General features: G+C 68.7%; 18 protein-coding genes. 9 read left to right on the top strand and 9 right to left on the bottom strand.

What is annotated here, in order from left to right; translation table 11 throughout:
* Positions 1-2 precede the first annotated feature (2 nt).
* On the top strand, positions 3-1070 hold the full coding sequence (locus JNB_RS20275) for a GNAT family N-acetyltransferase (RefSeq protein ID WP_009775337.1): 1068 nt from the start codon (positions 3-5) through the stop codon (positions 1068-1070).
* 162 nt (positions 1071-1232) lie between these two features.
* Here the strand turns inward: JNB_RS20275 and JNB_RS05040 are convergent, their stop codons facing one another.
* Positions 1233-3827 carry an RNA helicase gene (locus tag JNB_RS05040; RefSeq protein ID WP_009775336.1) on the bottom strand — a complete coding sequence of 865 codons (2595 nt, stop codon included), beginning with the start codon at positions 3825-3827 and terminating at the stop codon, positions 1233-1235.
* A 38-nt stretch (positions 3828-3865) separates the two neighbouring features.
* On the opposite strand from JNB_RS05040, the gene JNB_RS05035 reads away from it, so the two are divergent.
* The 5 genes from JNB_RS05035 (at position 3866) to rpsT (ending at position 11446) form a co-directional block, all read left to right on the top strand.
* The gene (locus JNB_RS05035; RefSeq protein ID WP_040883614.1) at positions 3866-6601 is read left to right on the top strand and encodes a glucosidase; all 2736 of its coding nucleotides are present in this window, start codon (positions 3866-3868) and stop codon (positions 6599-6601) included.
* Positions 6598-7389, top strand: a complete 792-nt coding sequence (locus JNB_RS05030; protein ID WP_009775334.1) for an SDR family NAD(P)-dependent oxidoreductase — start codon at positions 6598-6600, stop codon at positions 7387-7389. Before JNB_RS05035 ends, JNB_RS05030 begins: the two co-directional genes overlap by 4 nt.
* A 216-nt stretch (positions 7390-7605) precedes the next feature.
* Positions 7606-9891 carry an ATP-dependent DNA helicase gene (locus JNB_RS05025; protein WP_009775333.1) on the top strand — a complete coding sequence of 762 codons (2286 nt, stop codon included), beginning with the start codon at positions 7606-7608 and terminating at the stop codon, positions 9889-9891.
* A gap of 84 nt (positions 9892-9975) precedes the next feature.
* A complete protein-coding gene (gene holA, locus JNB_RS05020; RefSeq protein ID WP_009775332.1) occupies positions 9976-10971 on the top strand; it encodes a DNA polymerase III subunit delta in 996 nt (331 codons plus the stop codon).
* Between the two features lie 214 nt (positions 10972-11185).
* Positions 11186-11446 (top strand): 30S ribosomal protein S20, encoded by a 261-nt coding sequence (rpsT, locus tag JNB_RS05015; protein WP_009775331.1) that lies wholly within the window; start codon positions 11186-11188, stop codon positions 11444-11446.
* Between the two features lie 88 nt (positions 11447-11534).
* On the opposite strand, the gene JNB_RS05010 is transcribed toward rpsT, so the two are convergent.
* The 4 genes from JNB_RS05010 to JNB_RS04995 form a co-directional block, all read right to left on the bottom strand.
* A complete protein-coding gene (locus tag JNB_RS05010) occupies positions 11535-12284 on the bottom strand; it encodes a lysozyme (protein WP_009775330.1) in 750 nt (249 codons plus the stop codon).
* A gap of 100 nt (positions 12285-12384) precedes the next feature.
* Complete coding sequence (locus tag JNB_RS05005; RefSeq protein WP_009775329.1) at positions 12385-12828, bottom strand: type II toxin-antitoxin system PemK/MazF family toxin; 444 nt, start codon at positions 12826-12828, stop codon at positions 12385-12387.
* Between the two features lie 26 nt (positions 12829-12854).
* On the bottom strand, positions 12855-14144 hold the full coding sequence (locus JNB_RS05000) for an aminotransferase class V-fold PLP-dependent enzyme (protein WP_009775328.1): 1290 nt from the start codon (positions 14142-14144) through the stop codon (positions 12855-12857).
* A gap of 125 nt (positions 14145-14269) precedes the next feature.
* Positions 14270-14899 (bottom strand): hypothetical protein, encoded by a 630-nt coding sequence (locus JNB_RS04995; RefSeq protein WP_009775327.1) that lies wholly within the window; start codon positions 14897-14899, stop codon positions 14270-14272.
* Positions 14900-15047: 148 nt separating this feature from the next.
* Here JNB_RS04995 and lepA point away from each other — a divergent pair, with 148 nt between their 5' ends.
* Positions 15048-16916 (top strand): translation elongation factor 4, encoded by a 1869-nt coding sequence (gene lepA, locus JNB_RS04990; protein ID WP_040883613.1) that lies wholly within the window; start codon positions 15048-15050, stop codon positions 16914-16916.
* A 16-nt stretch (positions 16917-16932) separates the two neighbouring features.
* On the opposite strand, the gene JNB_RS04985 is transcribed toward lepA, so the two are convergent.
* Complete coding sequence (locus JNB_RS04985; protein WP_009775325.1) at positions 16933-17784, bottom strand: hypothetical protein; 852 nt, start codon at positions 17782-17784, stop codon at positions 16933-16935.
* A gap of 111 nt (positions 17785-17895) precedes the next feature.
* Here JNB_RS04985 and JNB_RS04980 point away from each other — a divergent pair, with 111 nt between their 5' ends.
* Positions 17896-18357: a hotdog fold domain-containing protein gene (locus JNB_RS04980; RefSeq protein WP_009775324.1), complete on the top strand. Its 462-nt coding sequence runs from the start codon at positions 17896-17898 to the stop codon at positions 18355-18357.
* A gap of 35 nt (positions 18358-18392) precedes the next feature.
* Complete coding sequence (locus JNB_RS04975; protein ID WP_009775323.1) at positions 18393-18833, top strand: nitroreductase family deazaflavin-dependent oxidoreductase; 441 nt, start codon at positions 18393-18395, stop codon at positions 18831-18833.
* An 85-nt stretch (positions 18834-18918) separates the two neighbouring features.
* Here JNB_RS04975 and JNB_RS04970 read toward each other — a convergent pair whose 3' ends face one another.
* From JNB_RS04970 to JNB_RS04960, 3 genes are read right to left on the bottom strand one after another with little or no spacing between them, the layout of a single operon-like run.
* A complete protein-coding gene (locus JNB_RS04970; RefSeq protein ID WP_050766577.1) occupies positions 18919-19482 on the bottom strand; it encodes an NUDIX hydrolase in 564 nt (187 codons plus the stop codon).
* Positions 19479-20300 carry a tyrosine-protein phosphatase gene (locus JNB_RS04965; protein ID WP_009775321.1) on the bottom strand — a complete coding sequence of 274 codons (822 nt, stop codon included), beginning with the start codon at positions 20298-20300 and terminating at the stop codon, positions 19479-19481. The genes JNB_RS04970 and JNB_RS04965 overlap by 4 nt, the downstream gene beginning before the upstream one ends.
* Before the next feature lie 18 nt (positions 20301-20318).
* Positions 20319-21257, bottom strand: coding sequence for an ornithine cyclodeaminase/mu-crystallin family protein (locus JNB_RS04960; protein ID WP_009775320.1), 939 nt, complete (start codon positions 21255-21257; stop codon positions 20319-20321).
* Positions 21258-21391 lie beyond the last annotated feature (134 nt).

Here is a 21391-nt window from a genome sequence, read left to right as displayed (position 1 = left end):
GTATGCCGTTCGCTCCTGTTGTCGAGACCGCTCGCCTGACGCTCCGTCCACCGACCGTCGCTGACCGCGACCAGTGGGTTGCCCTCCACCGGGATTCGCGCACGTACTGGCACGCACCGCACGCCATGGCCAGCACCGATGAAGCGGCCGAGGAGTTCTTCGAGGCGACCCGAACGCATTGGGACGAGCGGGAATTCGGCTTCTGGGTGGCGCAGGATCGCGAGGCGGGCTCGGTCGTCGGGGTGTGCGGCCTAAAGCAGATCGACGGGGATGCGCACTTCCTCAATCTCTACTACCGGCTCGGGTTCGACCACCAGGGGCGGGGGTTCGGCAAGGAGATGTCGCGGGCGTCCGCAGCTCACGCCGTTGAGCACCTGCCCGAGCTGCCCGTCCGGGCGCTCGTCAAGGAGATCAACACCCCCTCGGTGAAGACGGCGATGGGCTCCGGCTTCGAGCGGGTGGGGACGCGGGTGCTGCATGACGACCTCCCGGACGAGCCACCGTCGACGGTCTTCGAGGCTCCCCGGATGGAGTCCGTGACGTCGTTCGACGACGCCACCCGCGAGCAGATCCTCGACCTGTGGATCCGCACCAACGATGCCGGGGGAGCGGTGGGCTTCACGCCGGGCGCACCCCGCGCCGCCGTGGACGCCCGACTCTCTGCGGCCGAGCAGGACATGTCCGCCGGCATGCGGGTCGCAGTCCTCCAGCGCTCAGCCGCCAACAACCGCGTCCTGGGTCTCGCCTTCCTGTCCGAGGGTCCCAATCCCATTCTCTCGCACGGCCGCTGGGTCTACACGGTCATGACAGACCCGGAGGCCCGGGGCCGCAACCTCGGTCGCCTCCTGATGGCCGGAACGCACCGCGTGGCCCGCGACCTCGGCGTCGAGATCCTCACCCTCGGCGTGCGCAGCGGCACCGGCACGACCAAGTTCTACGAGGCCTGCGGCTACCACGAGTCCGGTCGAGTCCTCGGAGCCATCCGCGTGGCCCACGGCGACGAGCGCGACGACATCACCATGACAAGACGCCTCGACAACCTGGTGCGGAAGCCCGACCCCCGCAATTAGGGACGACCCGCAAAGTGGCGCGCGAGAGCGACCGCAACTACGTCGATTCGCCGCTGGCTGGGCCTGGCGGGAGCGCGAAGCGCGCTCAGCGCGCGTAGCGCGGATGGGATGGTGGCGAATCGACGTAGTTGCGTGAGCCGCGGAGACCAGGGCGGTTGGGGCCTAAAGGCGGCGGAGGGCGGTGGCGGTCATGACGAGCTCGCCAGCCGCGTCGCTGGCGTCCAGGTCGGCGATGGCCTCGATGACCCAGTCGCGGTCGTCCGCCGGATCGGCAAGCACCTGACGGACGCGCCAGATGCGGTGCTCGGTCTCGTCGTCGAGGCCGGGAACTTCGGCCTTGTCCGGTTCGATCTGGAGGAGCTGTGGGCTTCGGGCGTCTCCGTCGAGGCCTATGGAGCCGTGCTCGTCCCAGTAGGCGGCGAGCGCCTCGTCCCAGGCCCCATAGGTCATGACCGCAGCGCGGCCGTCCTCGGGGATGGCGGCGGCCGCGGCCTCGAACAGGGCCAGGGCGTTGACGTTGTCGCGGTCGGCCAGCTCGACCCGACGCCACATCGCCTGGCGGACCATCGCGCGGAAGGCCCTCTCGTTGGCGGTGATCGGGCGCGGAGGCGGCGGGGCTTCGCCGTGCGTGGCGGCGGCGTTGCGCACGGACTCGGGATCAGTCAGTGCGGCCCACTCGTCGATGAGCGAGGAGTCGGTCTGGCGGATGGTCTCGCCGAGCCACTCGATGAGGGTGTCGAGCTCCTCGTCGCGGTGTGCCTCGGGCACGGTTTGGCGCAAGGTCCGGTAGGCGTCTGAGAGGTAGCGCAGCACCACGCCCTCGGAGCGGGTCAGGCCGTAGCGGCGGATGAGGTCGCCAAAGCTCATCGCCTGCTCCCACATCTCGCGGACGATGCTCTTGGGGTCGAGCGCCTCGTCGGGGAGCCAGGGGTGCGTCTGCCGGTAGGTCTCGTAGGCGGGTTCCAACATCTCGAGGAGTGGGCGCGGCCAGGTGATCTCCTCGACGATGGCGGTTCGCTCGTCGTACTCGACGCCCTCGGACTTGAGCTCGGCGATGCGCTCGCCCCGGGCGGTCCACTGCTGCGCCCTGAGCACGGGCCGGGGGGAGTCGAGCACGGACTCGATGATCGAGACGACGTCGAGGGCATGCGTGGGGGAGTCGGGGTCGAGCAGATCCAGGACGGCCAGGGCGAAGTGCGCCAGCGGCTGGTTGAGAGCGAAGTCCGCCGGCAGGTCGACGGTGAGATCGACGGTGCGCCCGTCGGCGGCAGGCTCGGGCAACCGCACCACGACGCCCGAGTCGAGGAGCGAACGGCCCAGCCGGATCGCACGCCGCGCCAGACGTGCCTGACCGGGAAGGCTCTCGTGGTTGTCGCGCACGAGTCGGCTCAGGGCAGCCACGGGGTCGCCGGGGCGGGCCATGAGCGCGAGGATCATCGAGTTGTCGATGCGCATCTTGGAGGTCAGGGCCTCGGGTTCGCTGGACACGAGCTTGTCGAAGGTCTGCTCGGTCCACACGATCGAGCCCTCGGGTGGCTTGCGGCGCTGGACCTTGCGCAGCTTCTTGGGGTCGTCCCCGGCCTTGGCGATGTTGCGTTCGTTCTCGATGATGTGCGGCGGTGCCTGGACGACCACCGAACCGCTCGTGTCGTAGCCCGCGCGCCCGGCCCGACCGGCGATCTGGTGGAACTCGCGCGAGCGGAAGACCCGGTCGCGCTGGCCGTCGAACTTGGCCAGTCCGGTGAACAGCACGGTGCGGATCGGCACGTTGATGCCGACGCCCAGGGTGTCGGTCCCGGCGATGACCTTGAGCAGCCCGGCCTGGGCGAGCTGCTCCACGATCCGGCGGTAGCGGGGGAGGAGGCCGGCGTGGTGCACGCCGATTCCCTTGCGCAGCAGCGAGGAGAGCGTCTTGCCGAACCCAGCAGCGAAGCGCACCGGGGCCAGTCGCTCGGCGATCGCCAGCTTCTCCTCCGACGTGAGGAGCTTCAGGGTCGTGAGCGACGCCGCGTGCTCCGCCGCGAGCTGCTGCGTGGGGTGCACGACGTAGACCGGAGCCTGGTGCGTCGTGACGATCTCCTCCATCATCTCCGGCAAAGGAGTGAGCGACCAGGTGAAGGACAGCGGCACCGGTCGTTCGGCCGTCGTCACGACCGCGACCTCACGCCCGGTCCGACGCACGAGGTCCTCGCGGATCTCGGTCATCTCGCCCAACGTCGCCGACATCAACAGGAACTGCGCCTGGGGCAGCTCGAGCAGCGGCACCTGCCACGCCCAGCCGCGCTGACCGTCGGCGTAGTAGTGGAACTCGTCCATGACGACGAATCCGACATCAGCCGAACTGCCCTCTCGCAGAGCGATGTTGGCCAAGACCTCAGCAGTGCAGCAGATGATGGGCGCGTCCGCGTTCACCGCGGCATCACCCGTCAGCAAACCCACGTTCTCCGCGCCGAACACGTCGCACAGCGCAAAGAACTTCTCGTTCACCAAAGCCTTGATCGGCGCCGTGTAGAAGCTCACCCGGTCGCCAGCCAGCGCAGCAAAGTGCGCCGCCACACCCACCAACGACTTGCCGGACCCGGTCGGAGTCGCCAGCACCACGTGCCGCCCCGACACCACCTCGATGACGGCCTCGTCCTGGTGGGGATAGAGCTCGATCCCGGACTCGACCGCCCAGGCCGAGAACACGGCATACAACTCGTCGGCGTCCGTTGTCACGGACGACAGTGCGCGTTCGGCCAACGGATGCGAAGTCATTGGCTAGATCCTCGCATCCGCATGCAAAAGTGGAGTCCATGACGTCTGTCGAGCCCGAGGGGCGCCCCCAGACCGAGGAGCACCTCCGACTCGACGCCTCGCCCCACGACGGCGACGCCTGGCGCGCGTGGGGTCCCTATGTGTCCGGGCGCCAGTGGGGAACGGTCCGCGAGGACTACTCGGCCGACGGCGAGGCCTGGTCCTTCTTCCCGTTCGACCACGCGCACGCCCGCACCTACCGCTGGGGTGAGGACGGGATCGCCGGCCTCTGCGACCGCTACGGCTTCCTCAACCTCGCCATCGCGGTGTGGAACGGGCAGGACGACCGCCTCAAGGAGCGCTACTTCGGCCTCACCAACAGCGAGGGCAACCACGGCGAGGACGCCAAGGAGTACTGGTGGCACCTCGACGCCACCCCCACCCACAGCTGGGCGCAGCACCTCTACCGCTACCCGCACAAAGCCTTCCCGTATGCCGCTTTGCGCGCCAACAATGCGTCGTCCGGTCGCGATGTGCCCGAGATCCAGCTCGTCGACACCGGGGTCCTCGACGAGGACCGCTTCTTCGACGTCGTCACGACCCATGCGAAGGGCACTCCCGGCGACATCTGCGTGACCTTCGAGGCGACCAACCACGGCCCTGAGGCGGCGCCGCTCGACCTCGTCCCGCAGTTCTGGTTCCGCAACACGTGGGCGTGGGGTCGTGACGACCGCAAGCCGGTCATCGAGGTGCTGGGTGACGCGCCGGAGGGCACGGTCGTCCTGCGGGCCACGCACGCGCACATCGGTGTCGTCACGCTCATCGCCGAGGGTGTTCCCGAGACGCTGGTCTGTGACAACGAGACCAACGTGACCGAGGTCTTCGGCGATGGCGAGAGTCTCAGCCCGCACCCCAAGAACGCTGTCGACCGTGCGATCGTCCATGCCGACCCCAGCCTGCTCGCCACCGATGGGCGGGGGACCAAGGTGGCCCTGCGCTACCACTTCGATGCGGTCGCCCCCGGTGAGACGGTGCGAGTGCGGTTGCGGCTCAACGACGACGCGTGGGCCGGTGTTCCCACCGACGACAGCACCAGTGCGCAGCCACGACTGGCCGACGCGTTCGGGCAGGGTTTCGACGACGTCCTCACTGCCCGTCGCAGCGACGCGGACGCGTTCTATGGGGCGATCATCCCGGAGCACACCGCGGACGAGGAGCGCCTCGTCGCACGCCGCGCGTTTGCCGGGCTCAACTGGGGCAAACAGCTCTATCGCTACAACGTGCGCGAGTGGCTCGAGGGCGACCCCGCCGGTCCGCCGCCTCCCGAGGCACGCCGCGCCCGCGAGCCCTACGCCCGCAACACCTCGTGGACCCACGTCGCCCTCGCCGACGTCATCTCGATGCCCGACGAGTGGGAGTACCCCTGGTTCGCCGCCTGGGACCTCGCCTTCCACACCGTGGCGATTGCCCACATGGACCCGGCCTTCGCCAAGAACCAGCTCATGTTGATGTGTCGGGAGTGGAGCCAGAATCCCAACGGCCAGCTCCCGGCATACGAATGGCAGTTCAGCGACGTGAACCCGCCCGTGCACGCATGGGCGGCGTGGCACGTCTATGTCCTCGACGGCGCGCAGGACCACGGCTTCCTCGTCCGCGTCTTCACCAAGCTGCTCTTCAACTTCTCCTGGTGGCTCAATCGCAAGGACTCCGACGGGTCCAACCTCTTCGAGGGCGGCTTCCTCGGGATGGACAACATCAGCGTCTTCGACCGGTCGCGCGAGGTGCCGCCCGGATGGCGGCTGGAGCAGTCCGACGCGACGAGCTGGATGGCGTTCACCTGCCTCCAGATGTTGCGGATCGCGCTCGAGCTGAGTCGCATCGACCGCGACTGGGACGGCCTCGCGACAACCTTCCTCGAGCACTTCTTCTCCATCGCCGAGGCCATGGAGACGTTCGGCACCGAGGGCGTCTCGCTGTGGGACGACACGGACGAGTTCTTCTATGACGTCCTCGTCGACGAGCACGACAACGGCTCGCCGGTGCGGGTGCGCTCCCTCGTCGGGTTGCTCCCGCTCATCGCCGTCGCCAACGTGCCGGCGTGGGCCTTCAACGAGCTCACCGACTTCCGGTCCCGGTTGCAGTGGCTGCAGGACCGCCGCCCGGATCTCACCGACTCACTGCTGCACAGCCAGGACGGCGACGTCGTGCACAACAGCCTCACCCCTGTGGTGCGTTCACGGCTGGAGGCGTTGCTGCGCAGGCTCTTCGACGAGGACGAGTTCCTCTCGCCGCACGGCATACGTTCGTTGTCGGCGGCCTATCGAGGTGGAGCCGAGATCGCCGTGGGCGACACGTCGGTGCACATCCAGTACGACCCGGGCGAGTCCTCGACCGGGATGTTCGGCGGCAACTCGAACTGGCGTGGCCCGGTCTGGTTCCCGACCAACGTCCTCATCCTCGACGCGCTGCTCGTCATCGCGGACGGCGCCGACGGCGACGTCGAGGTCGAGTTCCCGACTGGCTCTGGCCATAAGGTTCCGCTCGAGGAAGCCGCTTTCGGCGTTCGTGAGCGGCTCATCTCGCTCTTCCTGCCCGGCGATGGTGGCCGCCGGCCGGGCACTCCCCGTGAGCATCCGCCGGGTCCGCTCTGGGATGCCCACCCGACGTTCAGCGAGCACTTCAACGGCGACAACGGTGTCGGTCTCGGCGCCTCCCACCAGACCGGGTGGACCGCGCTCGTGGCCCACCTCATCTGCACCACGCCCGACACCCTGCGCGAGGAGATCGACTCATGAGCCCGACCAGCAAGAGCAGCACCTCCCGCCCTCTGGAGGACAGGGTCGTCATCGTCACCGGTGGCAACAGCGGCATCGGCGAAGGCATCGTGCGCGAGGCCGCGGCCCAGGGTGCGAAGGTCGTCATCGACTTCGTGTCACACCCCGAGGCCACCGACGCGATCATCAAGGACGTCGAGGCCGCCGGGGGAGAGGCCATCGGGTGCCAGGCGGACGTCTCCAAGGTCGCCGACCTCGAGAAGCTCATCGCGGCAGCGGTCGGGGCCTACGGTCGCGTCGACGTCATGGTCAACAACGCGGGCGTCGAGTTCGGCGAGACCCTCGCGACCCTCACCGAGGAGAAGTACGACCTCCTCATGAACATCAACCTCAAGGGGGCGGTGTTCGGCTCCAAGCTCGCCGCCGAGCAGATGCGCAAACAGGGCGACGGTGGGGTCATCGTCAACATCACCTCGACCCACGAGGACTGGCCGATGCCGAGCGACCTCGCCTACTGCATCTCCAAGGGCGGCATGCGCATGCTCACCCGCACCGCCGGAGTCGAGCTCGGCGCCGACAAGATCCGCATGGTCGGCGTGGGACCCGGCGCGATCAACACGCCCATCAACGCCGACGACACTCCTGCCGAGACCACAGCTCTCGAGAAGGCGATCCCGTTGTCGTACATCGGTTCGCCACAGGAGATGGGCAAGGTCGTCTGCTTCGCCGCGAGTGAAGCCGCGTCCTACATCACGGCGACGACGATCATCGCCGACGGCGGGCTCATGCAGAAGCCCGGCGCCGTCTGACCGACACTTTCTGACCAATAGGGCACGAATGGTTGAGCACTGCGCCGCCATTCGTGCCCTATTGGTCAATAAGTGCGTCAACCGGGTATGCCGCCCGCTCGCGTCCGCAGACATCTCCCGTTCCGTTGGACTCGCCTCGCCGTCGGGTCACCTTGCGGGCGACTCGCCTGTGGATGGGGGGTCGGAGCTGTCCGTGGCTGCGCATAGGCTGACTCGGTGCCGACCCTCGACGACCTCCTCGCCGCAGCGGTCAGCGGCGTCAAGGGCAGCGAACGCCCCGGGCAGGTGAGCATGGCCAAGGCCGTCGCCCACTCCATCGACACCGGCGAGCACCTCCTCGTGCAGGCGGGTACGGGCACGGGCAAGTCGCTCGCCTACCTCGTCCCGGCCGTCCAGCACGCCATCGACGCAGGCAAGCCCGCCGTCGTCGCGACAGCGACCCTGGCGCTCCAGGCACAGATCGTCGACCGCGACATGCCTCGCGTCGCCGACTCGCTCGAGCCGCTGCTCGGCCGCCGCCCGACCTACGCGATCGTCAAGGGCCGCCGCAACTACCTGTGCGCCCACAAGCTCGAGGGTGGCTTTCCCGACGACGAAGAAGGCCTGTTCGGTGTCGGCGACGTCGACCAGCAGGCCGGTTGGCTCGGCAAGGAGGTCGTGCGCCTGCGCGAGTGGGCCGACGAGACCGAGTCCGGCGACCGCGACGAGCTCGTCCCCGGAGTCTCCGAGCGCGCCTGGCGGCAGGTGTCGGTGAGCGCGCACGAGTGCCTCGGCAGCAAGTGCCCGATGGTCGCCGAGTGCTTCGTCGAGCGCTCGCGCGAGGCCGCCAAGGGCGTCGACGTCATCGTCACCAACCACTCGTTCATGGCCATCGACGCGTTCGAGGGCCGGCAGATGCTGCCCGAGCACGACGTCCTCGTCATCGACGAGGCCCACGAGCTCGTCGACCGCGTCACCGCGACGATCACCGACGAAGTCACTCCCGCCATGGTGCGCAATGCGGCCAAACGTGCTGGGAGACAGGCGGATTCGAGCGAGACGGTCGACGACGCGGGGACGTTCCTCGAATCGGTCCTGGACGAGATCCCGGAGGGGCGACTCACCGGCATCCCCGACAATCTCGGTCTTGCACTCGCACGCCTGAGGGACACGACCCGTCAGGTGCAGACCGAGCTCAAGCCGCCGGCCGGTCAGGAGGTCGACGGCGCGCGCCAGATCGCCCGCGCCGCCATCGACGAGCTGAACGACAACGCCTCACGCGTCCTCGAGCAGCGCGACCTTGACGTCGTGTGGGTGAGCAAGGACCCGCGGCGGGGGAGTGTGCTGCGCGTCGCGCCGATGAGCGTGGCGATGCTCGTGCGCGACAAGATCTTCGAGGACCGCACGGTCGTCCTCACCTCGGCGACACTCGAGCTCGGTGGCACCTTCGATGCGGTGGCCGGCACGATCGGGCTGCGCGGCGAGGGCGCCCCGAAGTGGACCGGCCTTGATGTCGGTAGCCCCTTCGACTACCCGCAGCAGGGCATCGCCTATGTCGCCAAGCAGTTGCCGGCTCCGGGCCGTGACGGGGCCGCGCCCGAGACCATGGACGAGATCGAGGCGCTGGTGCGTGCCGCCGGTGGGCGCACCCTCGGCCTCTTCTCGTCGATGCGCGCCGCCCGCGCAGCGACCGACGAGATGCGCGAGCGGCTCAAGGACGATCCCACAACAGACGGTGAGATCGCGGTGCTCTGCCAGGGCGAGGACCAGATCTCGACCCTCGTTCGTCAGTTCGCGCGCGACCCGCGCACCTGCCTCTTCGGCACGCTCAGCCTCTGGCAGGGCGTCGACGTGCCCGGCTCGTCATGCCAGCTCGTCATCATCGACCGCATCCCGTTCCCCCGACCCGACGACCCGCTCGCCTCCGCGCGCTCGCAGGCCATCGCGCGGATGGGTGGCAACGGCTTCATGGCGGTGAGCGCCACCCACGCGGCGCTGCGGCTGGCGCAGGGCGCCGGTCGTCTCATCCGTCGTGGAGACGACCGTGGGGTCGTCGCCTTCCTCGACTCCCGGATGATGAGTGCTCGGTATGCCGGGTTCCTCCAGCGTTCGCTCCCGCCCTTCTGGCCGACGTCCGACCGGGCGCTCGTCCTCAATGCGTTGAAGCGGCTCGACGAGACGGCGCCGCCGCCGCTCGAGGTCGCCGACCCGGCCCTGCGCGGCCTCACCGGCGCCGTCAAGGGCACCACGATGGGCGATGCCGAGGTCAAGGGTGAGGTCGACGCCACCGACACCCGTCCCGTCGCCACGGCCCCACCGCCGGCACCCGCGGCCCGCACGGCGGTGACCCAGGGCCACGCCTGGACCGACCAGGAGGACGAGGAGCTGCGCGACGGCGTCGAGCTGGGCCTCGACCTCGACGAGCTCAGCGAGTCCATCGAGCTCCCCACCGAGGTCATCGCTGCCCGCCTCGAAGGGCTCGGCCTCAAGGCCGGCGCCGGCTCCACCCTCAGCTTCGACTGACTCATTCCAGTGCGTCTGCGGATCCGGCTGCTCCAGCCACCGCATCCGCAGACGCAACGATGGCCGTCGGGGGTCCGTGGCAGAGTGACCGCCGTGAGTGATCTTGTCGAGGTGCAGCGCCGGATTCCGCCGCTCGTGCTCATCTCCGGGCCCGAGCAGGTCCTCGCCGAGCGAGGTCTCGCCGAGACGGTCCAGCTGATCAAGGAGCACAACCCCGACGTCGAGGTGATCCGGCTCTACGCCAGCGCCTACGAGCCGGGCGAGCTCATGGTCCACTCGAGCCCCTCCCTGTTCGGTGGAGACAAGGCCGTCGTGGTGCACGACCTCGACGAGGCCACCGATGAGCTCCAGCAGGACCTCCTCGCCTACCTGGCTGCGCCTCCCGAGGACGTGACCCTCGTCGTCACCCACAAGGGCGGCAACCGTGGCAAGAAGGTCCTCGACACCCTCAAGAAGGCCCGGGCTCGACTCATCGACGCCCCCGCGATCAAGACCGACCGCGACAAGGCCGACTTCGCCATGAACGAGTTCCGCCGGGCCAAGCGACGCGCCACCGGCGAAGCAGTCCAGGCCCTCGTCGACGCCATCGGCAAGGACCTGCGCGAGCTCGCGTCCGCCTGCCAGCAGCTCATCGCCGACACGACCGGCACCATCGACGAGCAGGTCGTCCTGACCTATCACGGTGGCAAGGTCGAGGCCACCGGTTTCAAGGTGGCGGACGCGGCCGTCGCCGGCGATGCAGGGGAGGCCCTGCGCCTGCTGCGCCACGCCCTCGCCGTCGGCGTCGACCCGGTGCCGATCGTCGCCGTTCTCGCCCAGCAGATCCGTCAGCTCATCAAGGTCGGCTCAGCCGGTCGCGGACGATCCAACGACCTCGCCCGCGACCTCGGCATGGCCCCGTGGCAGGTCGACAAGGCGCGGCGCTCGCTCCAGGGCTGGACCGCCGAGGCCCTTGCGCGCTCGCTCCAAGCCGTTGCGGCCGCGGACTTCGAGGTCAAGGGCGGCGGACGCGACCCCGTCTACGCCGTCGAGCGGGCCGTCCTGACGATCACCCGGGAGAAGGCGAACGGCGACGGCTGAGCGGAAGGCGAGCACGCGGCATACCCCAGCGGTTTCGTCGTTTTGCTTGTCACGCTGACCCGCTGGTAGATTTGCCCCTTGCGTGCGCGCTCAGGTCGTGCGCGCACGTTGCTTCACCCAGAAGCGGTTCACGCAAGGGCGTCCCCACTCCCGGTCCCGAACCGCGTCTGCCGCCCTCTACGGCAATTACCGACCTCACCAGAGAGATTTCTTCGTGGCAAACATCAAGTCCCAGCTCAAGCGCATCAAGACCAACAAGGTCGCGACCGAGCGCAACAAGGCCGTCAAGTCCGACGTCCGCACCGCTGCCCGCAAGTTCCGCGACCTCGCGGAGGCCGGCAAGGTCGACGAGGCCAAGGACGCGCTCAAGGTTGCGTCGACCAAGCTCGACAAGGCCGTCAGCAAGGGTGTTCTTCACAAGAACAACGCGGCCAACAAGAAGTCGGCCATGGCCAAGAAGGCCGCCAGCCTCTGAGTTTGATTGACAACTGAGCCGCGCTGAGCGACTCAACGCACGAGGGCCCGTCACCATCACGGTGACGGGCCCTCGCGCATGTCCGGTGTCACCCCAGGGCAAGCGCCTTGAGTCGGGTGAGGTCACCGTTGAAGCGGTTGGTGTCGAGCGGGCTGTCGGTGTACTGCCAGAACGTGTAGTAGGACCAGCCCGCCGGCAGCGTCCCGACCGTGCTGCTGTAGCGCGCGATCCACAACGGGTTCAGTGAGGCGAACTGGCTGGTGTTCCCCGTGCACTGGGTCCACCAGTCGGTCGTCGTGTAGATCACGGCGTCGCGCCCGGTGCGGGCCTTGTAGCGGGAGGTGAACGCCGCGATCCAGCTGCGCATGCTGGCCTGGGACAGTCCGTAGCACGTGGCCCCTGAGGGGGCGTACTCGATGTCGAGGACGCCGGGGAGCGTCTTGCCGTCGCCCGACCAGCCGCCACCGTGGTTGACGAACCAGTCGGCCTGGGCGGTCCCGGTCGAGTTCGAGGGCAGGGCGAAGTGGTAGGCGCCGCGGATCATCCCAACGTTGTAGGACCCGTTGTACTGCTGCGCGAAGTAGGGGTTGGTGTAGCTCGTGCCCTCGGTGGCCTTGACGTAGGCGAACTTTCGGCCTTGCCCCCACCAATAGGCCCAGTCGACGTTGCCCTGGTGCGAGGACACGTCCATGCCGAGCGTCTGGGTCACGGCGGCTGTCGAGGCCTGCCGGAAGCCATGTGGGGACGGCTTCGCGCTGGCGGACGTTGCCGCGAGCGGAGTGAGAGCGAGGGCGGCCGCAACGGTGAGGCCGGCGGCGCGACGGGGAAGCCTGATCATGAGCGCTCCTTGGGTTGGCACGCGGGAAGTCCGAGCGCTTCTCCAGCCAAGGGGTACGAGCTGGCCCCCGCAACCGGGGGAGCCGGAACTGACCAAGTCTTTAACCGGGGAGGTCTCCCCGGTCTCCCGGCCCGGGTGCGCTCAGGGTGTGACGTGCCGCCATGACGTCGTCCCAGCGGGCCCGCTCGAGCACGGCCCCTTCGCGTCGGATCGTCGCGGGGTCGATCCGGACGACGCGGTTGACTCGCGCCTCGGAGGGGCGACCCTTGCTGTCCCAGCCGCCCGCGCCGACATCGACCCAGATGCGACCGGCACGACGCTCCTGCTCGTGGTCGCGGTCGTGGTCCTTGCTCGTGAGATAGAGGCCGAGCACCCAGTCGCCGTCCCAGCCGAGCACCAGCACCGGGCGGTCCTTGCCCTGCGTCGCGTCCTCCTCGTAGGGGACGCGCGCCCACACGACCTCACCGGGATCCGGGGCGCCATCGGGCTCGGGGTGGTAGCTCGGGTCCAGCTGTCCGTCGAAGTCTCCGGGGTAGGCAGGCATGGTTCGAGGCTATCCGCGGCAGTGGATCACAACCCGACGACGGGTATGCCGTGTGCTCCCGTCGACGTGACCGCGTCGCCTTCGCGACGGGCCAGGTCGACGAGGTGGGGCACGGCGCGATCGGCGAAGTCGGCGTAGTCGTCGAGGACGTTGTAGGCGTGGAAGGACAGGCGGACGTAGCCCCGCCCCCGACAGCTCGTGAATGCCGCTTCAATGCCGAGATCCGCCAGGACGCGTTCGCGCAGCGCGTTGGCCGCGTCCACGGTCGTGCCCAGCCCCGCGGGCAGCGTGACGAGTCGCATGGCGGTGGCGGGGGAGGCCACGCGGGCGAGACAGTCGACTCCGGTGGCCCGGCTCATGGCGGCGGCAACGAGCGCCTGCCCGGCATCGGCCAGGGCGGCGGTGTGCGCTCGAACTCGATCCCAACCGAGCTCGTCCTCAACAAGATCAAGTGCCGAGCCCGCCGTGATCAAGGGGGTGATGTCGAGCGTTCCCTGGTGGTCGAAGCGTTCGGGGAAGGGCAGCGACCCACCCCAGGAGTCGATGAGCGGCCACAACCCCTCCTCGAGACCGGGGCGAGTCACGAGGACCGCAGCGCCGGGGGAGGCGCAGCCGAACTTGTGCAGGTTGCCCACCCAGTAGTCGGCATCGGCCAGGGTCGCGGCACGCTCGATGAGCATCGGTGCATGCGCGGCGTCGACGAGTGACACCACCCCGCGAGTGCGGGCAGCGGCGCAGATCTCGGCCACGGGGAGCTCGCGGGCAGTGGGGCTCGTGACGTGGTCGACGACCACCATCGCGGTGCGGTCGGTGAAGGCGCCCAGCACTGCGGCCAGGGCCCGTTCGGGGGAGTCATCGAGAGCCACCTCGGCGACGACCACCCGTCCGCCCAATCGTCGCGCCAGCCGATCGGCGCCCATCGTCACGGCTCCGTAGCCGTGGTCGGTCACGACGATCTCGCAGCCGCGGGGGAGGTCGAGCGAGCCGTAGACCGCACTCGCGCCGGCGCTTGCGTTGACGACGAGAGCAAGCTGATCGGGGCTGACACCGAGATGGGGCGCGATGGCTGCGCGCGCCCGTCCCACTCGTGTGGCCGCAGCCGGGAACCACCGCACCGGCGCGGCCGCGGCCTCGCGCCGCAGGCGTTCCTGTTCCTCGAGGATGGCGACGAGGGGCGCACCGAAGGACCCGTGGTTGAGGTGGCGCAGGGCAGGGTCAAGGGCGAAGAGACTGCTGGCCTCCTGGCCCGATCGGGTGAGCAACGGACCGGGCGGCGAGGTGACCAGGTTCGATTCAGGGTCGCGTGGGCGTGTCATGGCACAGCAATGGTCGCCGGATGGCCACCCGAGCACAACTGAACGAGAGGCGTATGCCGTGGGGTCTGCACGGCATACGCCTCTCGTCTGTGTTCTGCGGGGCTGGGGTCAGCCGCTCGTCTGGGTCAGACGTTGCCCGGCTTGAGGCTGAAGGTTGCCTTGAGCGTGTTGTCCGGCCCGGGGATCGCGAGGTTGAGCAGCAGGGTGTTGATGCCGCAGTCCTTGAACTTCGGGATCGTGTAGGTGCCGCTCAGCGTGTACGGGTCGTAGAAGCCGCCGAGCTTGCCGGTGAGGACTGCGCTCACCGGCGTGGACGTGATGCAGGTCGACGGGACCAGGTTGATGGGGATGCCGAGGGCCTCGACCCGGGTGATGCGAATGTTGAACCGCTGCGTGACCGTGATGGCGCTGGCGTCGCCGAGGCTGCCGGTCACGCTGCCGACCTGCTCGACCTGCTGGGTGACCTTGACGAGGGGCAGGCCCGCGATCGCCATCGTCGTGCTCGCCGGGGGGAGGGTGACCGAACCCGTGATCTGTCGGGTGCTGAGGTTGATCGAGGTCTTGGCCGACCCGCGGGGGAAGTTCACGGTCTGGTTGAGCTTCTTGATCGTCGACGTCACGTCGGCGTTGTAGTTGAAGTTCCAGATGGTGTCAGCGCTGGCGGACGGCGCCGAGCCCACGACGAGTGCGGTGGCTGCGGCGGTGACGGCGGTGGCGATGGCGGTGCGTCGGAACGATGTGCGGCGTGACGTCATTGTCGGTCCTCCAGGAAGAAGTGTGGGCGGTCGAACGACCGCGTCGGACCAAGGCTACCAACGAGTAGCCTTGGTGTCTCTGGTGAGGGTCTGTGACGTGGGAGACTGTCCCGACTCCCGTTCCACCACCTCGAGGACTAAACCGACTGTGTCTCCCCGCGCCCGCACCGTGCTGCAGCCGCACGCCACGCCGCCGGAGGCGATCCGCAACTTTTGCATCATCGCCCACATCGACCATGGCAAGTCGACCCTCGCTGACCGCATGCTCGGGATCACCGGCGTCGTCGACGACCGCGCGGCCCGCGCGCAGTACCTCGACCGCATGGACATCGAGCGCGAGCGCGGCATCACGATCAAGAGCCAAGCGGTGCGTATGCCGTGGGAGAGCGTTGCTGCCGACGGCACCTCGGGCGACTACATCCTCAACATGATCGACACGCCGGGGCACGTCGACTTCACCTACGAGGTGTCCCGCTCGCTCGCGGCGTCCGAGGGGGCGGTGCTCCTCGTCGACGCCGCCCAGGGCATCGAGGCCCAGACCCTCGCGAACCTGTACCTCGCGATGGAGAACGACCTCACGATCGTCCCGGTCCTCAACAAGATCGACCTTCCGGCCGCGCAGCCCGAGAAGTATGCCGAGGAGCTCGCCCACCTCATCGGGTGCGAGCCCGACGACTGCTTCCGGGTCTCCGGCAAGACCGGTGCCGGCGTCGAGGACCTCCTCGACGCGATCGTGCGGCAGATCCCGCATCCCGTCGGCGACCCCGACGCCCCGGCGCGCGCCATGATCTTCGACTCCGTCTATGACACCTACCGAGGTGTCGTCACCTACGTCCGCGTGGTCGATGGCAACCTCAACCCGCGCGAGAAGATCATCATGATGTCGACGCGGGCGACGCACGAGCTGCTCGAGATCGGCGTCATCTCGCCCGAACCGGTGCCCGGCAAGGGGCTCGGCGTCGGCGAGGTCGGCTACCTCATCACCGGCGTGAAGGACGTGCGCCAGTCGCGCGTCGGCGACACCGTCACCAACGAGCGCAAGCCCGCCGAGCAGGACCTCGGCGGCTACCGCGATCCCAAGCCGATGGTCTTCTCGGGGCTCTTCCCGATCGACGGTTCGGACTACCCGCTGCTGCGCGACGCGCTCGACAAGCTGAAGCTCAACGACGCGGCTCTGGTCTACGAGCCGGAGACGTCGGTCGCGCTCGGGTTCGGGTTCCGTTGTGGGTTCCTCGGCCTGCTGCACCTCGAGATCGTGCGCGAACGCCTCGAGCGCGAGTTCGACCTCGACCTCATCTCGACCCAGCCCAACGTCATCTACGACGTCACCATGGACGACGGGTCGGTCATCGTCGTGACCAACCCGAGCGAGTTCCCCTACGGCAAGATCGCCGAGGTGCGCGAGCCCGTCGTCAAGGCGACGATCCTCGCGCCGAGCGAGTTCATCGGCGCGATCATGGAGCTCTGCCAGAGCAAGCGTGGCCAGCTCCAGGGCATGGACTACCTCTCCGAGGACCGCGTCGAACTGCGCTACACCGTGCCGCTGGCCGAGGTCGTCTTCGACTTCTTCGACCAGCTCAAGTCGCGCACGCGTGGCTACGCCTCGCTCGACTACCAGGAGGCGGGGGAGCAGGCCGCCGATCTCGTCAAGGTCGACATCCTCCTGCAGGGCGAGAACGTCGACGCCTTCAGTTCCGTCGTCCACAAGGACAAGGCCTACGCCTACGGCAACATGATGGCCGGCAAGCTCAAGGAGCTCATCCCGCGCCAGCAGTTCGAGGTGCCGATCCAGGCCGCCATCGGTGCCCGGGTCATCGCCCGCGAGAACATCCGCGCCATCCGCAAGGACGTCCTCGCCAAGTGCTACGGCGGTGACATCAGCCGCAAGCGCAAGCTGCTCGAGAAGCAGAAGGCCGGCAAGAAGCGGATGAAGAACATCGGCACCGTCGAGGTCCCGCCGGAGGCCTTCATCGCAGCCCTGTCGTCCGACGACGGCGGCGACACCAAGAAGAAGTAGGAGCGGTCGCCCTCGGTCAGGAGCGGCCGGCGCGAGCCTCGTGCAGTGCGACGGCGTCACGCAGGGCGTCCACGACATACGTCGGCACCCGCAACCCAGCCCTGCGTGCTCGCAGCAGGTCGTGCTCGACCCGGCTGATCTCGTGGGCGAAGGAGTCGGTGTCACGGGCGAACCCCAGCGTGACGAGGACTCCGCCGAAGTCGGCTCGTTGCGAGGGTGTGTTGGCCCCCACCGGGGCGAACGTCGTGGCACGCAGCCGACGAACCAGCCACTTCTGCCAGGCCGACAGCGTCGGTGCGAGGCCACGGGCCGAGAGCTTGTAGAACGCGTAGTGCGGCGGCTCCTGCCGACGGATCGGTGCGATGGCGGTCTCGGCGATGGCGAGCTCGCCGGCTTCCAGGAGGCCCGAGTGGAGGCGGTTGTAGGCGATGACAGCACTGCGTTCGGTCGCCATTCCGGTGAGGTAGTAGAGCATCCGCACCATGTCCTGGATCGGGGTGACCCGTGCGAGGACACCGAGGAGACGCAGCCTGACCGACACCGTCTCGGTGTCGGTCACGGCAGCGGGCCGTCCGATGACCTGCTGGAGGCGGTCCAGCACCTGTCCGTGGGCCACCTCCTGGTCGCGCCACACGTCCCGGTAGAACTGCAGGTCCACCTCGGGCGGGTCGGGCATCATGGCGCCGAGCTCCAGGACGTTGCGGTCCACCTCGAGCTCGACCCGCGCCATGTAGTCGAGGACGTGCCCGAACCGCTCGCGCACCAGGGCCGGGTCGCGCACCGTGAAGTCGACCGTGGCGAGGTCGATGGGCGGGTGCTCGGCGCCGATCCTGTCGACGTGCTCGAGGAGCCGTTGGGTGGTGGTCATGGCGGGTGTTCGTTGCCCTCGATGTCGGCGGATGGGGTCGACAGCAGTGTGCCGCTGCGACATCGGCCACGTCCACGGCCGACCCATCTACTGATCAGTAGCATGTGTCGTATGCCGGACACCTTCGCCTTGTATCGCAAGCTCACCGCCCTGCCCCTCGGGAAGCAGGCGTTCTCGTTCCTGTTCGCGCAGAAGGCGCCGTACTTCTGGACCGTGCGGCCCCAGGTTCGTGAGGTGCGCCCCAACCACGCCGAGCTCACGATCAGGAAGCGGCGCGCGGTGCAGAACCACATCGGCACGGTCCACGCGATCGCCGTGTGCAACGGGCTCGAGGCCGCGATGGGGTTGCTCGCCGAGGCCACCGTGCCCCAAGACCGCCGCTGGATCCCCAAGGGCATGGAGGTCGCCTACACGGCCAAGTCGACGACCGACCTGCTCTGCACCGCGGACACCGACCCGGCCGACTGGGAGCAGACCGGCGACGTCAAGGTGCGGGTCAGGGCGATCCGCGAGGACGGCACCCCCGTCGTCGAGGGCGTCATCACGATCTATGTGAGCGACAAGAAGAAGTAGCGAATAGTTCGACCAACTGTGGTGTTGTGGTGGGCATGACGATCACCGGCGAATATGTCCCGAGCCCCAGCGACTGGGTGCGCAAGCAGGTCGACACCATCGAGGCGTCCGGCACCACCGAATCCGTGGACATCCAGGGGCGACCCGTCGTGCTCCTGACGATGAACGGCGTGACGGGCACCGTGCGCAAGGTTCCGCTCATGCGGGTCGAGCACGATGGCGTGTATGCCGCAGTGGCCAGCAAGGGTGGCGCGCCAGAGCATCCGAAGTGGTACGCCAACCTCCGCAGGAACCCGACCCTTGAGCTCCAGGACGGGACCCGCACGTGGGTCGCGAAGGCGCGCGAACTCGAAGGCGCCGAGCGCGAGACGTGGTGGACGCGTTGCGTGGCGGCGTTCCCGAACTACGCGGAGTACCAGGTCAACACCGAGCGACTCATCCCGGTCTTCGCGCTCGAGCCCGTCGACCAGCCCTGACCTCTCCGGAACCAGTCGAGAGGAGAGAACACGCCGCGTATGCCGTCTTGGGCACGGCGGGTTCTCTCCTCTCGACTGGGCGTGGTCAGGCTGGTGCGACCGTGGACTCATCGACCTCGCCGAGCTCGAGGGGCGCGCCGCCGAAGGTGCCATCGCGGTCGACCTGATCCCACACGGCCAGCAGGTCGCGCGGCCAGATGTCCTCATCGCTCGCCTCGAGCTCCGCGCGGGTCCACCAGTGGTGTGAGGTCATCGTCGCGATCTCGTCCTCGGTGTGGCCCTCGGTCGAGATCTCGAACGGTGCGCACCGCACGAACCAGAACGCCTCGTCCTGGGTCGTGACGACGTCGCTGTAGCCGTGCACGACCACGCGCTCGGCCAAGGGTCCGACGAGGTCGGACCGGGTGATCGCCAGACCGGTCTCCTCGGCGACTTCGCGCACAGCGGCCTCGAGGTCGGTCTCGCCGGGGTCGACTCCACCGCCTGCGGTGATCCAGAACGTCGGCACCGGCACGATCCCCGGATCGCTGTCGCGAAAGAGCAGCAGGCGGTCCTCGGTGTCGACCAGGAGGACCCGCATCGCCCGGCGCCGGTTGCGGCGACGTGAGTCCGGGACGGGTGCCGGCAGCACCGGCCGGGGAGTGGTCACGACGTCAGCCTGGCGACGAGTCGCTCGATGTCGGCGTCGCTCCAGCCCTGCTCGCGCAGCCATCCCTGTGCGCCGCCGAACTCGCTCTGCACCGTGGCGAGGATGGTGCGCATCGTCTCGGGGCGGGGGAGCTGGTCGGCGACGCTCTGGTGACGCAGGGCGTTGCCATAGAGCTCGCGGGGCATGAGGCGGGCGATGATCTTCTCGATGCGCTCACCGGTCAGGGCGTAGTCCTCGACGATCGCCTCGTGCGGGACGCCGGCCGCGTCCAGGGCGAGCGCAATGACGGTGCCCGTGCGGTCCTTGCCCGCGGCGCAGTGGATCACCGTCGCGCCCGTGCTGCGCGACACGACGTCGAGCGCCGCCGAGATGGAGTCGGGGCGCGCGGCGAGGTAGCCGAGGTAGTGGTCGGACCAGAATCCGGCGTCGCGGGTGGCACGCTTCGAGTGCTCCGGCATGGCCAGAGCCTGCTCGGCCGTCACGGATCGCCCGTCGCCGAAGAGCGAGTGGTGGTGATGGGTCAGGGCCTCGACGTGCCAGAGCGGCCCGGGACCCTCGGTGCTCACCTCGGTGTCACTGCGCAGGTCGACGATGTCGCTCACGCCGAGGTCCTCGACGATCTGACGGACGTCATCCTCGCTGAGGTCCTGGAGGTTGTCGGAGCGCAACAACCGGTGCGGCTGGATCGCGCCACCGTCCCGGGTGGGGAGCCCGCCCGAGTCGCGCATGTTGACGACGCCCTCGAGCTCGATCCAGCGGTCGGGCCGGCTCTCGTCGGTCGGCTCGTCGGTCACGGGATGCTCGCTCGCGTCGCTCACCTCGCCATCGTAGGTGGCTCAGATGTCGACGAGCTGACCAGTTCCTGACGCCTCGGCGCCGTCTGCGATGGCGCTCGCGACGACGAGGTCGGTGATCCCCGTGCCGAGGTTCTGGACGACGAGCCGACCTTCGGGACGCGGCGCGTGGAGAAGGTGCCCCGTCCAGGACGTGGGCGTCGGGTAGCCGTCCAGCTTGCCGCGCACGGCCCTGACGGCGGCGAACTGTTGCGGGTCGTCGGCGGCGAGGACGGCGCTGTCGGCGAGCTCTGCCCCCACCGAGCTGGCGTAGTCGATCGGCAGGAGGAGCGCGTCGTCGCGCGGCCACGTCACGGGGATGGTCATGTCCGTGAGTCCGATCGACAGCCCGGTGATGACGACGGCCTTGTCACGCACCGCCGCCTCCCGCGACGGAGAGACGACGACGCGTATGCCGGGTGCGACCTTCGCGGTGTCGCTCACCAATGCGTCGATCGCCTCGCGGCGGCGCGCCCAGACATGCACCTCGGTGTGGCCGAGGGCTTCGAGGATGCGGAGGTGGGAGCGGGCCTGGACGCCGGCTCCGAGGTAGGCGATCGGCCCCTCGTCGCGAACGAGCGCGCGGATGCAGGCACCAGTCACGGCGGCTGTTCGGATTGCCGTCAGCTCGTGCGCGGGGAGGAGGGCGCGGGGCACACCGGTGGTTCCGTCGTTGATGACCATGACGCCGCTGGCCGTGGGCAAACCGTGCACCGGATTGTCCGGAACGACACTGATCCACTTGCAGCCCAACAGGTTTCGCTCCGGGTAGGCCGCGGGCATGGCGTTGGCGAACATACCCGGGGAGGTCCGGACGGTCGGCTTGGGCGGGACGTCGGCGCGGCCCTCGGCCAGGGCGGAGAGTGCGTCGGCGACGAGGTCGACCACCTCGACCAGGGGTGGGAGGCAGGCCAGGACATCGGCGTCGGTGAGGATGCGCACGACGCCAACCTAGTGCGGCACATAGGTGAGGCCTCGGAAAGTATGAGTTTCCGAGGCCTCGCAGATTCAGAACCGAAGTTCTTCCTCTGACGCTCTCACCGAGGTGAGTGCGTAAGGACAGTTCTAGTCCGCGA

Source organism: Janibacter sp. HTCC2649 (assembly GCF_000152705.1).
Classification (GTDB): Bacteria; Actinomycetota; Actinomycetes; order Actinomycetales; family Dermatophilaceae; genus Knoellia.
Note: the sequence above shows the minus strand (reverse complement) of the source record. Positions and strands in the feature narration are given on the sequence as shown.

Bases quoted from the DNA above. Each gene is read 5' to 3' on its own strand.
- JNB_RS20275 (WP_009775337.1), top strand. From the start codon at position 3: ATGCCGTTCGCTCCTGTTGTCGAGACCGCTCGCCTGACGCTCCGTCCA.
- JNB_RS05040 (WP_009775336.1), bottom strand. From the start codon at position 3,827: ATGACTTCGCATCCGTTGGCCGAACGCGCACTGTCGTCCGTGACAACG.
- JNB_RS05035 (WP_040883614.1), top strand. From the start codon at position 3,866: ATGACGTCTGTCGAGCCCGAGGGGCGCCCCCAGACCGAGGAGCACCTC.
- JNB_RS05030 (WP_009775334.1), top strand. From the start codon at position 6,598: ATGAGCCCGACCAGCAAGAGCAGCACCTCCCGCCCTCTGGAGGACAGG.
- JNB_RS05010 (WP_009775330.1), bottom strand. From the start codon at position 12,284: ATGATCAGGCTTCCCCGTCGCGCCGCCGGCCTCACCGTTGCGGCCGCC.
- JNB_RS05005 (WP_009775329.1), bottom strand. From the start codon at position 12,828: ATGCCTGCCTACCCCGGAGACTTCGACGGACAGCTGGACCCGAGCTAC.
- JNB_RS05000 (WP_009775328.1), bottom strand. From the start codon at position 14,144: ATGACACGCCCACGCGACCCTGAATCGAACCTGGTCACCTCGCCGCCC.
- JNB_RS04995 (WP_009775327.1), bottom strand. From the start codon at position 14,899: ATGACGTCACGCCGCACATCGTTCCGACGCACCGCCATCGCCACCGCC.
- JNB_RS04985 (WP_009775325.1), bottom strand. From the start codon at position 17,784: ATGACCACCACCCAACGGCTCCTCGAGCACGTCGACAGGATCGGCGCC.
- JNB_RS04980 (WP_009775324.1), top strand. From the start codon at position 17,896: ATGCCGGACACCTTCGCCTTGTATCGCAAGCTCACCGCCCTGCCCCTC.
- JNB_RS04975 (WP_009775323.1), top strand. From the start codon at position 18,393: ATGACGATCACCGGCGAATATGTCCCGAGCCCCAGCGACTGGGTGCGC.